This window comes from Butyrivibrio sp. AE3009 (assembly GCF_000420845.1).
Taxonomy (GTDB): Bacteria; Bacillota; Clostridia; order Lachnospirales; family Lachnospiraceae; genus Butyrivibrio.
This window is the reverse complement of record NZ_ATVS01000003.1, coordinates 66,632-81,955: the sequence shown is the minus strand read 5'-3', so window position 1 is coordinate 81,955 and position 15,324 is coordinate 66,632. Positions and strand designations below refer to the sequence as shown.

Genomic DNA, 15,324 nt, shown 5'->3' with positions numbered 1-15,324 from the left:
GGAGCTGTTCATAGCTCCGGCTTAATATTTGCCTTCATTAGTTATCAAAATGAGGTTTGATAACATTTTTCACAAATTGAAGCATGATATACATGATAAATGAATCGATAGGAAGCATTACTGCGTTTGATATGCATCTTGCGGGCAATATTGCTTCAATAGCCTTGCCGTACAGAAGGTTAAGCCAAAGAGTGTTAAGAAAGATGTTGCAGAAAATCTTAACGCAAAGCTGAGATAATACGACTCTCCATACTGTAACAGGCTTCCTGAAGATGAAGAGGCCATAGATAATAGCGCCTGCCATTGCTGTAAAGGTAAAACCGATGAAGAAATCGCCGTCACCGCTTATAAACCACTTAACTATATCCATTACACCCCCGAATATTGCGCCGACCCAGGGGCCGAAAAGGTAATCGATAACCTGATTGGGAAGTCCTGAAAAACCAATTCTGACATATTGTCCGAATTTAATAGTTGCCACATAGCCAAGAACAATGGCAAGTGCGCCCATCATACCGCAAAAGGTGAGGACTTTGGTTTCTTTGAGTCTGCTCAGTGAAGAGTGTTTGATTGATACTGTTTTTGTACTTTCTGACATAAAATTACCTCCTTTGCAGTTTTTCCTTTAACCACATCGGAGGACACAGTATAAGCCTTTTGATGTAGCAGCGGGATGCGACCAAAAAACCGCGGAATAATCATTTCCTTCGTCCGAATGACAACTCCCTGTTCACTCGGCACTTGACGCTTCAAGGTCTACTCTGCATTCATAATAGTTATTTATCGTGTAAATAATACTTTATTTGCTTATGGTTTGCAAGATGATTAGGCAATATTTGTTGTGATAATAGCAAAATATTGGAAGATTTTTTTGTGCAAAACACAGTAGAATGATAATTATTAAAAATGTATGATAAAAATCGGGCTACAAAAACTATATAGATTCATACAGATTGGAGGAGTTATGAAGTTTATTAATGTTACAGATCCTGAGTTCAAGACCTATGGAAGAGTAGTTGAGGGCTACGAGGTAGATCAGATCCTTAAGACTCTTGACGAGTGCTCACCCCTTCCTGATGATGTTGTTTACAAGCCTGAAGAGGAAGAACTCCATAAGCTTGCTCAGACTGAGGAACTTGGAACAAGCCTCTTTGGTGGCATGCCTTTCCAGTTCGGTTATTGCAACGGTCACAACACCAAGCTCAACTGCCTTGAGTATCACAGAGACAGCGAGTTCAACCTGGGTACTGAGGACTTTGTCCTTCTTCTTGCAAGACTTTCAGATCTTGAGGACGGCAAGCTTGATACATCCAAGGTTAAGGCATTCTTCGTGCCTAAGGGAGTACTTGTAGAGGTTTATGCAACAACTCTTCACTATGCACCTTGCCATGCAGATAAGGCTAAGGGCTTCAAGGTACTTGTTGCACTTCCCAAGGGAACCAATGTTGGCAATGCCAAGACAGCAGGTAAGAACCTGGATGACAGAACTCTTTTCGCAACCAATAAATGGCTTCTGGCCCACAAGGATGCTTCCGAGATCAAGGACGGAGCATATGAGGGTCTGTTCGGAGAAAATATTGATATAGATGGCGACAATAATTGAAATTGCTAAGATGGCCGGTGTTTCAATAGGTACTGTCGACAGAGTCCTTCACAACAGAGGTTATGTGAAGGCTGAGACCAGAACCAAGGTTGAGAAGGCCATGGAACAACTTAATTATGAGCCTAACAGGGTGGCGCAGGGCCTTGCGGTTATGAAGAAGAAACTCAAGTTTCTCTATATGATGCCCAAGACTCTGCACAATCCCTTTTTTATCCCGGTAAGACAGAGCGCTGAGAAGAAAATTCAGGAACTCAAGGCCTACGGAGTAGAGACTGATGTTTTTGATTATCCTGAAAAGACTGCTGATGAAGAGAAGCTTCTTAAGGAATTATCAGAGACTATAGGCCACTATGACGGTGCCTGCATTCTTGGCAAGGATTCATCTATCAATAAGCTTATTGCTGATGAAGCAAGGAAGAGACCATTTCCGATAGTATTCTATAACAGTAAGATTGAGGGTATTGATTCCATAGCTTATGTGGGCTGCGACTATGTGTCTTCAGGAAGATTGGCAGCCGGACTTGCCGCTATGACAGGCGGGGCAGATTCGAGAGTATGTTTCTTTTCGGAGTTCGGAAGCATTCGTGAAAGTGCCGATGAGAGAATACACGGCTTTTTGAATGAAGCAGATATGCGTTATCCCGAGATGAAGATTTTGGGGAAATGGGATATTACCTCCGATAAGGCTCAGAATAAGAGAGCTGTAAGGCAGATGCTCAAAAAAGCTCCCGAGACAAATGTTGTATATGTGATCAATCCTATGGATTACAGCATATGCAGGATAATCGCCGCCGAGGATAAGAAAAATAAGATCAAGATAATCACCAATGACCTTGTTCCTATCCAATATGATATGTTCAGAGACGGTATCATAAGCGCTACGATCTGTCAGGAACCGGAGAAACAGGGAGAATTGCCGCTGGAGCTGTTATTTAACTATCTTGCCTATGGCATACAGCCAAATAAGATTAATTACACCGAGCTTAGCATACATATTGAACAGAATATTTAAATTTGGAAAAAAGGAATTATTATCAGTTTTTGCCCCTGATTTTTGGTTATTTTTATGGGGGCTGTTCTCTTGACAAACACTGGGTTCCTTTTTAATATTTTAAGTGATGTGTTAACGTACACACATCAGGTTTTAAGGGTAAATACAAGATTGGAGAAAAGGTATGAGATACTTATTAGGAATTGATGTTGGAACATCGGCTACTAAGACTGTACTTTTTGATGAGAACGGAGTAGCACTTGGTTCCGTATCCAAGGAGTACGATCTTCTTACACCTCATAACGGTTGGGCAGAGCAGAGACCTGAGGACTGGAGAGATGCAGTTTTATACACTGTTAAAGAGGTGGTTAAAAAGGTTGGCGCACAGCCCGATGAGATCAAAGGTATCGGTATTTCAGGACAGATGCACGGTCTCGTAATGCTGGATGAGAATGGTGAGGTTATCAGACCTTCAATTATCTGGTGTGATCAGAGAACTGGCGCAGAAGTAGAAGATATGCTTAAGATCATGCCAAGAGAGAAATGGATTGAGATCACAGCCAATCCACCTCTTACAGGTTGGACCGCTGCCAAGATTCTCTGGGTTAGAAAGAATGAGCCCGAGAATTACAAGAGATGTAAACACATCCTTCTTCCTAAGGATTATATCAGATATATTCTTACAGGCGAGTTTGCTACTGAGGTTTCAGATGCTTCAGGTATGCAGCTCATGGATGTAGCCAAGAGAGACTGGTCACAGGAAGTTCTTGATAAGCTTGAGATTGACAGAGCACTTCTTGGCAAGATGTATGAGTCCTGCGAAGTTACAGGCAAAGTTAAGGCTGACGTTGCCGCAGATCTTGGTCTTTCAACTGAGACTGTAGTAGTTGGTGGTGCCGGCGATAATGCAGCAGCTGCTGTCGGAACCGGTGTCGTTAAGGAAGGTACAGCATTTACTACAATCGGTACTTCCGGAGTTGTATTTGCTCACACAGATAAAGTAAGCATCGATCCTAAGGGACGTGTACATACCTGCTGCTGCGCTGTTCCCGGTGCATGGCATATCATGGGGGTTACACAGGCTGCAGGTTTCTCACTTAAGTGGTTCAGAGATAACTTCTGCCAGAGCTATATTACCAAAGCACAGGAGCTTGGCGTAGATCCTTATGATCTTATCAACGAGGATATTGAGAGCGTTCCTGTAGGAAGTGACAGACTTGTATATCTGCCTTATCTTAACGGTGAGAGAACACCTCATCTCGATGCAGAGGCAAGAGGCGTATTCTTCGGACTTTCAGGCTTCCATTCACAAAAGCACCTCTTGAGAGCAGTTATGGAAGGTGTTTCCTATTCACTTTGTGATTGCAATGAGATTCTTAACGAAATGGGTGTTAAGGTTAATGATATGATGGCTTGCGGCGGCGGTGGTAAGAGCAAGATCTGGAGACAGATGCTTTCTGATCTCTATGGCTGCAACGTAGCTACTATCAAACAGGAAGAGGGTCCCGCACTTGGCGTTGCTATTCTCGCCGGTGTAGGAAGTGGAATATTTGAGAGTGTTCAGGCTGCCTGCGACAAGATCATTACCAAGTCAGCTGAAACAGCACCTGTAGCAGAGAACGCTGAGAAGTATGCTAAGTATCACAAGCTTTATCAGAAACTCTATACAGATCTTAAGGATGATTATAAAGAGCTTGCACAGTTATAATGATATTTACTTGTTATTGACATAAATAATTTAGTTAACCGGGCGAAAGCCTACAAATATAGTTTTTAAGGGTTTAGAAAGGGGATTTTTTATGATTAACATTCCAGAGGTAAAAATTGGACTTGTTGCTGTAAGCCGTGACTGCTTCCCAGCTTCACTTGCAGTAAACAGAAGAAAGGCACTTGTAGAGGCATACAAGAAGAACTTTAACGATAAGGACGTTTATGAGTGTCCTGTTTGCATCATCGAGAGCGAGACTCAGACACTTGAGGCTCTTGAGGATGTTAAGAAGGCAGGATGTAATGCACTTTGCGTATATCTTGGCAACTTCGGACCTGAAATTTCAGAGACACTGCTTGCTCAGAAATTCGATGGACCTGTAATGTTCTGCGCAGCTGCAGAGGAGTCACAGGGTGACCTTATCGACGGCAGAGGTGATGCTTACTGCGGAATGCTCAATGCTAGCTACAACCTTCACCTTCGCGGCGTAAAGGCTTATATTCCTGAGTATCCTGTTGGAACAGCAGAGGAGTGCGCTAAGATGATCAACGAGTTCGTTCCGATCGCAAGAGCACTTGATGGACTTGCTAACCTTAAGGTTATTTCTTTCGGTCCTCGTCCTATGAACTTCCTTGCTTGTAACGCACCTATCCAGCAGATCTACAACCTCGGTGCAGAGATTGAAGAGAACTCAGAGCTTGATCTTTTCGAGTCCTTCAACAAGCACGCAGGTGATCCCAGAATCGCTGAGATCAAGGCTGATATGGAGAAGGATCTTGGCGCAGGCAACAAGAAGCCTGAAATCCTTGAGAAGCTTGCTCAGTATGAGCTTACACTTCTTGATTGGATCGAGGGACACAGAGGCGGCAAGAAGTATGTTGCAATCGCCGGTAAGTGCTGGCCTGCATTCCAGACACAGTTTGGTTTCGTTCCTTGCTACGTTAACTCAAGACTTACAGGAAGAGGAATTCCTGTATCCTGCGAGGTAGATATTTACGGTGCTATTTCAGAGTTCATCGGAACTTGCGTATCTGATGACGCTGTTACACTTCTTGATATCAACAACTCTGTACCTGCAGATATGTATGAGCAGTCCATCAAGGGCAAGTTCGACTACAAGCACACAGATACATTCATGGGCTTCCACTGCGGAAATACCTGCACAAGCAAGCTTTCAAGCTGCGAGATGAAGTTCCAGAGAATCATGGCTAGAAACCTTCCTGAGGAAGTAACACAGGGAACACTTGAGGGTGACATCATCCCCGGCGATATCACATTCTTCAGACTTCAGAGCACATCTGACAATCATCTTAAGGCATATGTTGCACAGGGTGAGGTTCTTCCTGTAGCTACACAGTCCTTCGGTGGTATCGGTGTATTCGCTATTCCTGAGATGGGAAGATTCTACAGACACATTCTCATCCAGCACAACTTCCCTCACCACGGAGCAGTTGCTTTCGGACACTTCGGCAAGGCTCTTTATGAGGTATTCAAGTACGCAGGAGCAGAAGTAATCGGCTACAACCAGCCTGCATCACTTCCTTATCCTACAGAGAATCCATTCGCTTAATCATTACTCGGCATAATTTACAGGCGCTCACAGAGATTGTGAGTGCCTTTTTTTGCCCTCAAATATGTTTTTTATCTACGATTTTAATTAGTGAATATGGAGTTAAGTTATGCTATAATATTGACCGGTTTTCACTAAATTACCAAGGAGGAGCTTTCAGTAATGAAAGGAAATGTATTGAAAAGAGTGCTGGGGTTGGGCCTTGCATTCATGACAGCATTTTCCGCTTTGCCGCTTCAGGCTGTGGCATCTGAATCTTACGATGATGCAGCTATGATTGAGACTGAAGATGCGCAGATCGAAGAAAATGCGCCCGGGTATGTAGAATACTCGTATGATATTGAAGAGCCTGAATATGATACCGGTGAGGATTATTCATGGCATGAGGATCTGTATCCTTTAGATCTTCTCATTGTTGAACCTGAGACCCCGGAGAATCCAGATGAAGAGTACTGGGAATATGAGGTTGAGGAAGAAGCTGAGTTTGAAGCTGAGATGACTTCCGGTGACTTCACCTACACAGTTTCCGGAACCAATGCCACAATTACCGCATATACAGGATCTGACGAAAAAGTTGATATACCTGCTGTAATTGACGATCAGTATACTGTTACAGCAATTGGAAATAACGCATTTAAATCAAATGCGACTATAAAGAGTGTAAATATTCCGGAAGGGGTAGTTTCTATCGGAACTTACTCTTTCCAGAATTGTAAAGCTCTTGCAGATGTAGAGCTTCCTGATTCTCTGAACAAGATTGGAAACTATGCATTTGATGGCGCAACAGCTCTTGTAACCTTGAGCATTCCTTCTAATGTAGAAACTGTAGGAAACTATGCATTCAGAGGTTCAGTAAAGGAAATTACATTTGAAGAAGGTACTGTTAGAATCCCTTCCTATGCTTGCTCTAACGCTACAGTACTTGAAAAAATTATTTTTCCAAATACAGTTACCGAGATTGGCAATCATGCATTTAATTACTGTTCTAAGCTCGTGAAGGTTGTAATTCCTGAAAGCGTAACTAAGATAGAGTCTAATGCTTTCTATAACTGTTCACAGCTTGAAGAGGTTAATATACCTACAGGTCTGAGTTCAATGGGCACCTATGCTTTTGCTTATTGTAAAAAGCTGACACAGATAGTGCTGCCTTCTTCTCTTGAAACAGTTCCTAGCAGTGCATTCTATGGATGTAACAATCTGGCAGAGATTAAAGTTTCTAAAGGAATTACAACTATCGGAAGCAGTGCATTCTATGGATGTGAAGCACTTTCACAGATAGTACTTCCTGAGGGACTTACAAAAATCGACCAGAGTGCATTTTATAATTGTAAGAATCTTGGAACAGTTCTTATTCCATCAACTGTAACAACTATGGGAAGAAGTATTTTCTATAATTCTGCTTCTTCCGTTATCTTTGCGGACGGAATGGAGGTTATTCCTGCTTCTGCTTGCGACGGTGCTACAAGTCTTAAGGAAATAGCTATTCCTTCAAGTGTTACAACTATTGGAAAAAGAGCTTTCTACGGATGTACAAATCTTGAGAATGTTATTATTCCCGATAGTGTAACAACCATCGAAAGTGAGGCTTTCTATGGAGACAAGCTTCTTAGAATTAATGTTCCCTCAAGTGTAACATCTATTGGAAGCAATGCTTTTGCAGGCTGTACAGTATATGGTAACTGCGGAAGCAATGCTACCTGGGAGCTTGATCAGGAGTCTGCTACCGCAGTAATTACCGGTTCCGGAGAGGTGTCAGGAGCTGGTGCTAATATCTTTGGTGCATTTGAGGACACCATTCAGTTCGTTGAATTTGATGAGAATATTACAGTAATCGATGACAACAGCTTTAAAGACATGGATCAGCTTATGGGCGTTGTCATGGGAGACAATATCACTGAGGTTGGAAACAGTGCTTTTGACAGCTGTGACAGCCTCGAGAGAGTAGAGTTTTCCAAGAATCTTGAAAAGGTAGAGGAGAAGGCTTTTGACGGCTGCTCCTCAATGGATACCATTATTTTCACAGGAAGCCTTCCTCAGATGGAGGATTCAGCGCTTCCTTCAGTTACAACCAAAAAGATTACAGCCTACTATCCAAAGACAAATACAAGTTATAAGGATGCCGGCAACCTATACAAATCCTTTGAATGGAAACAGTGGGATAATACACTCCCTCAGAGAGATGTTATCCTTGTTCTTGACGTATCCGGAAGTATGTCCGGCAACAGAATAAAGAACTTAAAGACAGCGGTATGTGCTTTTGCTGATAAGGTTGGCGGACGTGTTTCCAACACCAGAATCGGTATTGTTTCATATGCAAGTGATGCCAAAAAAGTTCTGGGCTTTACTACAGATGTAGGAAGAATCAAGGCAAGTACCAACAGATTGAGCGCCAACGGCGGAACTTACTATCTCAAAGGCTTTGATGCCGCTCAGTCAATGATGGCTGAGTCAAAGGCAGGAATCAAGACTCTCATCGTATTCAGTGACGGTGAGCCCAGCGACAACAGAAATACCATTGTATCAAGCTCTGAAGCATTCAGAGATAAGGGTTATTACACCTACAGCGTTGGTCTTGCTCCCAGCGATTCCAACAGACAGCTCCTAATCAACGTCGCAGGTGATGAAGACAATTATTTTGAAGCTGATGATATCGATGCACTTATCAACCGCTTTGTCGAGATCTCAGGCGGCGTAGGTAGAACCGGCAACTGCGGTGAGAACGCCAAGTGGAAATATGATTCCGAAGGAAATAAACTTGTTATCTCTCTTGTAAATAAGGCAAACGGTACAGGCAGAATGAAGAACTATACCGGTTCTGATATTCCTGCCTGGAATACATATACTGAGACAATTGAACAGGTCGTTGTTGGGAAAGGAATCACCTACATTGGTACCAACTCCTTTGACGGACTTACAAACGTTACAAAGGTATATATTGATAAGACTGTGATCGAGATTGGTGCAGGTGCATTTGCAGGCTGTAAGAATCTCAAGGAAGTCAACTACTCCGGAACAGAGGCTGAGTTGAAGAAGATAAGTATTGGCGCAAATAATAAGCCTTTACTTAGCGCCAAGAAGAATTACAAGGTTTCTGCTCCCGATGATGAAGACAAGGATGCATCCAAGGTTACAGGAGTAACTGTAACTCCCGCTAACGTTACGATGAATGTTAACGACAGTACTAATCTCAAAGCTCAGGTATTCCCCAAGACTGCAGCCAACAAGTCTGTATCCTGGAGAAGTAGCAATGAGAAGGTGGTTACTGTATCCAAAACAGGTAAGCTCAAGGCTGTAGCAACAGGAACAGCTGTAATTACCTGTACAACTTCAGATGGCGGCTTCAAGGGAACAAGCACCGTAACTGTTACAAATGCTGTTCCTGTCATCAGCAAACTTGATCTTGGCGGATCTGCCTCAGGATTTAAGGTAAGCGATGATATTCCAATCCTCGGAGGTCAGGAATACAGTATTTCTCTTCCTGCTGCGCTTCCTGTAAACTGCGTTCTGGAAGAAAACAAGATCAAAATCGGTATCAATATAGACAAGGATGAGCTTTATTCATATAACTCAACTGAAGGTGTAACAACAACCACCACAGGTGAAAAGAAGTCCATTAAGGAACAGTTTGAGGAGTTTAAAGCAGACGCCTATAAAGCTAACCTTATGCGTAAGGATAAGGACTGGCTTAAGAATGTTCAGGATGAGAAGTTCCTTAAGGCAAATATGCCGGGTGTTGAGTCTTCTGTAGATATCAACTGCGTTGGTTACCTTGAGGGTGCCTGGAGCAACAGCGTAACTTCCATTGAAGGCTGCGTTATTGTTACGATCGAAGGCTCAGCAACACTTCAGAAACAGCTTGTTGTCTGGGTTATTCCTGTTACAGTTAACTGCGAATTTACTGCTGAAGGCAGCATTTCCACAACTGTAGGTTATAACTTCGAAGATGCTAAGTGGTATGGAGATATCAATCTTGCCTTTGGATTCGGAATCGAGCCCTATGCAGGTGTAGGATTTGGTCAGTGGGTTTCCGCAGGTGTATACGGTAAGGCAAAGACTGAATTTAACATCATTGCCAAGACAATGACAAACAAACCGCTGGGTCTTGATAAGTGGTCAATTGCCGGCGAAATGGGTGTTAAAGGATATTTTGCGAAAAAGTCTGCCAGCATCGCTCTCATTTCCGGAGACTATGTGATCTATGACAGATCAAAGGGTGGATTCCAGAAGCTCTCCGTAGATGAAAACGGATTTTTGGAAGAGACTCCCATTGAAGACGAACTTATAATTGAAACACTGAGTGCAATGCCTTCATTACAGTCATCTGTGGCTGCAGCTGATGGAACGCTCGTTTCTGATGTGTATAACGCTGCAAAACCGCTGTTTGTTTCTGCAAATGGAACAACAATGCTTCTCTATGTAACAGATGATGCACAGAGAGGAGCGCTTGACCAGACTAAGCTGGTATACAGCATATATGATGCCAACACTGATTCATTTAGTGATGCCAAGGCAGTTCTTGATGACAACACTGCTGACTATGAGCCTGAAGTATACACAGATGGCAAATACATCTACGTTGTATGGCTTGATTCTTCCAAAACATTTGGTTCAAAGGATGCAGAACTTGTTGACTACATGAAGACCTTCCGTACACATGTAGCAAGATTCGATGCAGGAACAGGTGAGTTTGTAGATCTTGGATCCCCTCAGACTGAGGATCATTACACATATCTTCCTAAGCTCTATATGGATGGTTCCAAGCTCTCACTTGCATACGTTGTAAATAAGGATGACGCAATATTCGGAAGCTCAGATGGAAATGTTGTTTATCGCGCTGAGTACGCAAATGGAAACTGGTCTGTTGCCGGCGAAGAAGCAGGCTACAAGGCAGTTACTTCACTGGCTTTTGGTAAGTCTGATTCAAATGGTGTTTCTGTAGCTTTTGCGGCAGACATGGACAATGATCTTACAACTTCCGATCAGGAGCTTTATATCTGGAACACAAATGGAAGCAAAACTAAGATCTATGAAGGAAACATATCAGCACTTTCCTATACCAAGATTCCGGGTAAATCAGGCAATTTCCTTGCGGCCAACGTTAACGGTGGTCTTTACTACGTAAACGGCAGTACTTTGACAAATGTTCTTCCTGATGGAACTATGAACAATGACACCAAGTTCGTAGTAAACGGAAATAATGTATATTATCTTCTTAGCAGTTCAGAGAGCAGAAACATTGCAGTTTCCAACTATGACAGTGGTAATTGGGGAACAGCTCTTTTAACATATGAGAGCGCATATGTTGATTCCTTCAGCCTTATAGATGGAAAAGTCGCATATCTCTACAGTGAAGCTAAGAGCGGAAATAAGGGCGTTTGGAACGTAACAAGTTCAATTAAGGTTCTTAAGTCAACAGGATACAGCGATGTAGAACTCGAAACAGCTGATTATGCAATATCAGATGCATATGCCGGCGCTAAGATACCTCTTAGCCTCTATATCAAGAACAACGGAACCTCAAGACTCAGGAAAGTTACTGCTACAGCAAGCTACAATGGAGAAGAACTGGCTTCATCAACTCTTTCTGTAGATATTATGCCGGGTGATGTTAAGCCCTACGATTTCTCTTTTGACATTCCAAAGGATCTTAGTAAGGGCGGAGATTTCGTGATTTCAGTATCCGCTGAAAATGACAGCAATGAAGCAAATAACAGCCGGACAATTTCACTCAAGAAAGCTGACCTTGAGGTCAGAGCATCTTATGATTACAACGGTGATACACCTTACGTGATCGTTACAGTCCTGAACAACGGTGTATGTGATTCCAACATGAAGCTCACTGTTACCGATGAAAAGGGTAAGAAGTTCCTTGAGGAGAAAGCTCTTATCAAGGCAGGAGAATCAAGCACTTTCTATGAGCCCTATGAGGAAGGAATCACGCAGACTCTTACCGCCACAGTAACAGGTGATGCACCTGAATTCTATGAGATGAACAACACTACCTGGGTAAGAGTTGGAGAAGAGGATGATGACCTGACTGCAGGCGCATTTAACGTTAAGTTCAAGGATATTGTTTCAGATCCATACATGGGCCTTACATATAATTCTGAAAAGAACAGATTTGAGACAGTATACACAGGAAGCGAGATCAAACCTGAGATTGTTGTTTCGGGTCTTAACGGAGTTCTTAAAGAAGGCGTAGATTATACTGTGAAGTATGCGGGAAATGTAAATGTAAGTGCCAAGAATAAGACAGCTACAATAACTGTAACCGGTAAGGGTAATTATTCCGGTAAAAAAGTTCTGAAAGTAACTATTTTACCTGCTGATCTTGAAAAGGCCATGAACACCTACAAGACTCTGGAAGTTCCTAAGGTGATCAAGGTTCAGTCAGGCAAAAAGGCAGCTCCTTCAATTTACTATAACGGATCCTATGCACTTAAGGCATCTGATATGACCTTGAGCAAGACTTCTGCGATAAAAGCAGATACTACTGTAGATATTGTCGGAAAGGGCAATTTTACCGGTGTGCTCAAGGATGTGCCCGTAGCGGTTCTGACAGCACAGGAGATTAAGCAGCTTACGATCAAGGCTCAGGTTAAGCCCGGCGAGCATGTTTATAACGGCAAGGAACAGAAGGCAGAACTCATTGTTACAGCCGGCGCTTCCACAACTGCGCTTACTGAGGGAACTGACTATGCTGTTATCTACAGAAATAATGTAAATGCAGGCACAGCGACAGTTACAGTTAAGGCTCGCGGCGAATATATTGGCTCTGATACCAAGACTTTCAAGATCCTTCCTGACAGAGTCAGCGATATTAGTACAAGCATTAAGGGAACTGTATACTATTCACCTGACGGAGCTAAGCCGGAAGTTGTTGTCACCAAGACCACCGGTGAATCCGAGGTTCTTGTTGAAGGAAAGGATTTCAAGCTGTCCTTCACAGGAAATAAGAAGATTACAACCGCTAAGTCCAAGGCTAAGTATACAGTTACCTTCATCGGTAATTACAAGGGACACGCGCCCAAAAAAGACGTGAAGTTCAGTATCAATAGAGCAAGCATCAGTAAGGCAGATGTTGTGGTTTCGGATATGGTATATTCCAAGCCCGGTACTTACATGTCCAAACCTGTTGTTTCACTTAACGGAAAAGCCCTTTCTACAAAGGACTATACTGTAAAATACTATGTTAATGGCAGTCTTGTTACAGCAAAGAATAAGGTGAAACTTGATGAAGTTAACTCTAAGGAAATTAAGGTCACCATACAAGGCACAGGAAATTACACAGGATCTGTAAGTAAGACCTATAAAGTAGTAAAAGCCTTAAACAACATAGATCTTAGCAAAGCAAAGATTGTCGCTAAGGCTAAGAAGGGCAAAAAGGATGTAGCTGTTGGTAATCAGCAGTACACAGGTCAGGAAATTCAGCCAAGGATCAGAGTTCTTGTAAAGAGCGGAAACTCCTGGATCAAGGTAAGTCCTGAGTATTACACAGTAACTTATGTCAATAATATCAATCCTGGAAAAGCCACCATTCTTATAACCGGCGACTGCAAGAATGCGGTAGGCGGCAAGACTGCAGAGTTCAAAATAGTAAACAAAAAGCTTGATCTTATTAAGTTTTTGTTTGGATGATGAGGTCTATACCGGAAGTATATTGACATATAGAAGGTTTGTTAATAAAATAAAACGTGTTTAAATAAAGAAAAGGCTTTGATCGGAATAAGTAGGACCTGTAGTCTGACCACAGAGAGTTGCCGGTTGGTGAGAGGCGCTGGTTAAGGATAGATTCGAATACCTCCGTGAGCTGCACAGAAGAATGGTAGCTTTATCTAGTAAGCTGTGACGAGACCGATGCGTTATATCGGAAGAGTATGAACTTAGTTTATAGGCTTTGACAGTGTATGAACGACAGGAGTACCCTATGAGGCGTATGGTGTGAGCTATGCGCGAATGAAGGTGGTAACACGATTATATCGTCCTTCGTGATCAATAACTGATTGCGAAGGACGTTTTTTATTGATTAAGATTTCCTTCCAATCAACATTTTTAGGAGGTGCAGATATGCAGATTTTTGAGGAACTTAAGGCAAGAGGACTTATTGCCCAGGTTACAGACGAGGAACAGATAAGAGAACTTGTTAACGCAGGTAAGGCCACATTCTACATCGGCTTTGACTGTACAGCAGATTCACTTACAGCAGGACATTTCATGGCTCTTACACTTATGAAGAGACTTCAGATGGCCGGAAACAAGCCAATTGCTCTTATTGGTGGTGGTACAACCATGATCGGTGATCCTTCAGGAAGAACCGATATGAGAAAGATGCTTACAAGAGAAGACATCGATCACAATGCAGAATGCTTCAAGAAGCAGATGGAGAAGTTCATCGACTTCGGTGAAGGCAAGGCTATGATGGTTAATAACGCTGACTGGCTTATGAACCTTAACTACATCGAACTTCTTCGTGAGGTCGGTGCATGCTTCTCGGTTAATAACATGTTAAGAGCTGAGTGCTACAAGCAGCGTATGGAGAAGGGACTTAGCTTCCTTGAGTTTAACTACATGATCATGCAGTCCTACGACTTCTATTACATGTTCCAGAAATACAACTGTAATCTTGAGTTCGGCGGCGATGATCAGTGGAGTAACATGCTGGGCGGCACAGAGCTTATCAGACGTAAGCTTTGCAAGGATGCTCACGCTATGACAATCACACTTCTTACCGATTCACAGGGCAAGAAGATGGGTAAGACAGCAGGTAATGCTGTATGGCTTGATCCCAACAAGACATCACCTTTCGATTTCTATCAGTACTGGAGAAATGTAGGAGATGCAGATGTAGATAAGTGCATCAAGATGCTTACATTTATTCCTATCGAAGAGATTCTTGAGATGGAGAAATGGGACGGATCAAGAATCAACGAGAAGAAAGAAATCCTTGCATTTGAGCTTACAGCTCTTGTTCATGGCAAGGAAGAAGCACAGAAGGCTCAGGACGCAGCAAGAGCACTTTTTGCAGGCGGCGGAGACATGTCCAATGTTCCTTCTGTATCTCTTAAGGCTGAGGATTTCAGAGACGGTGTTGTTGATATCCTTCAGGTTCTTGTATCAGCAGGCCTTTGCGCAACCAGAAGTGAAGCAAGAAGAGCTGTTGAGCAGGGCGGTGTTACCTTCAATGAAGAGAAGGTTTCTGATGTTAAGACAACTTACACCAAGGACGTATTCGGCGAAGGCGTAATGGTCCGCAAGGGCAAGAAGTCTTACAAGAAGGTTACAGCAGAGTTTTAATAATTCTGTAACTGAATAATAATGATCTATTAAGCGCACATGTCCGGGATAGACCGGGGATGTGCGCTTTTTGCAAAATAATATTATTAAGGCAGTTATTGTGAAAAAAGTATTGACATATTTTAGAACAGAGGATATATTAAACATATGAACAGTCA

7 protein-coding genes, 1 riboswitch and 1 other annotated feature are annotated in these 15,324 nt (G+C 42.6%); of the genes, 6 read left to right on the top strand and 1 reads right to left on the bottom strand.

What is annotated here, in order from left to right; translation table 11 throughout:
• Positions 1-37: 37 nt before the first annotated feature.
• The gene (locus G588_RS0102535; RefSeq protein WP_022777190.1) at positions 38-598 is read right to left on the bottom strand and encodes a folate family ECF transporter S component; all 561 of its coding nucleotides are present in this window, start codon (positions 596-598) and stop codon (positions 38-40) included.
• Between the two features lie 66 nt (positions 599-664).
• A riboswitch (THF riboswitch) is annotated at positions 665-766 on the bottom strand.
• A 198-nt stretch (positions 767-964) separates the two neighbouring features.
• Between G588_RS0102535 and G588_RS0102530 the strand changes: the two genes are divergently transcribed.
• The 6 genes from G588_RS0102530 (at position 965) to tyrS (ending at position 15,166) form a co-directional block, all read left to right on the top strand.
• Complete coding sequence (locus tag G588_RS0102530) at positions 965-1,603, top strand: DUF4867 family protein (RefSeq protein WP_022777189.1); 639 nt, start codon at positions 965-967, stop codon at positions 1,601-1,603.
• Positions 1,587-2,615 (top strand): LacI family DNA-binding transcriptional regulator, encoded by a 1,029-nt coding sequence (locus G588_RS0102525; protein ID WP_022777188.1) that lies wholly within the window; start codon positions 1,587-1,589, stop codon positions 2,613-2,615. The genes G588_RS0102530 and G588_RS0102525 overlap by 17 nt, the downstream gene beginning before the upstream one ends.
• Before the next feature lie 163 nt (positions 2,616-2,778).
• Entirely contained in the window at positions 2,779-4,302 is a 1,524-nt protein-coding gene (gene xylB, locus G588_RS0102520) for a xylulokinase (protein ID WP_022777187.1), read from the top strand.
• Between the two features lie 91 nt (positions 4,303-4,393).
• Positions 4,394-5,872 (top strand): L-fucose/L-arabinose isomerase family protein, encoded by a 1,479-nt coding sequence (locus G588_RS0102515; RefSeq protein ID WP_022777186.1) that lies wholly within the window; start codon positions 4,394-4,396, stop codon positions 5,870-5,872.
• A gap of 162 nt (positions 5,873-6,034) precedes the next feature.
• Entirely contained in the window at positions 6,035-13,510 is a 7,476-nt protein-coding gene (locus tag G588_RS21180) for a leucine-rich repeat protein (protein ID WP_022777185.1), read from the top strand.
• A gap of 69 nt (positions 13,511-13,579) precedes the next feature.
• Positions 13,580-13,862: a binding site (T-box leader), on the top strand.
• Between the two features lie 77 nt (positions 13,863-13,939).
• Positions 13,940-15,166, top strand: coding sequence for a tyrosine--tRNA ligase (gene tyrS / locus G588_RS0102505; RefSeq protein WP_022777184.1), 1,227 nt, complete (start codon positions 13,940-13,942; stop codon positions 15,164-15,166).
• Positions 15,167-15,324: the final 158 nt, after the last annotated feature.

Excerpts from the sequence above, each read along its gene's own strand:
- G588_RS0102535 (WP_022777190.1), bottom strand. The coding sequence starts at position 598 with ATGTCAGAAAGTACAAAAACAGTATCAATCAAACACTCTTCACTGAGC.
- G588_RS0102530 (WP_022777189.1), top strand. The coding sequence starts at position 965 with ATGAAGTTTATTAATGTTACAGATCCTGAGTTCAAGACCTATGGAAGA.
- G588_RS0102525 (WP_022777188.1), top strand. The coding sequence starts at position 1,587 with ATGGCGACAATAATTGAAATTGCTAAGATGGCCGGTGTTTCAATAGGT.
- xylB (WP_022777187.1), top strand. The coding sequence starts at position 2,779 with ATGAGATACTTATTAGGAATTGATGTTGGAACATCGGCTACTAAGACT.
- G588_RS0102515 (WP_022777186.1), top strand. The coding sequence starts at position 4,394 with ATGATTAACATTCCAGAGGTAAAAATTGGACTTGTTGCTGTAAGCCGT.
- G588_RS21180 (WP_022777185.1), top strand. The coding sequence starts at position 6,035 with ATGAAAGGAAATGTATTGAAAAGAGTGCTGGGGTTGGGCCTTGCATTC.
- tyrS (WP_022777184.1), top strand. The coding sequence starts at position 13,940 with ATGCAGATTTTTGAGGAACTTAAGGCAAGAGGACTTATTGCCCAGGTT.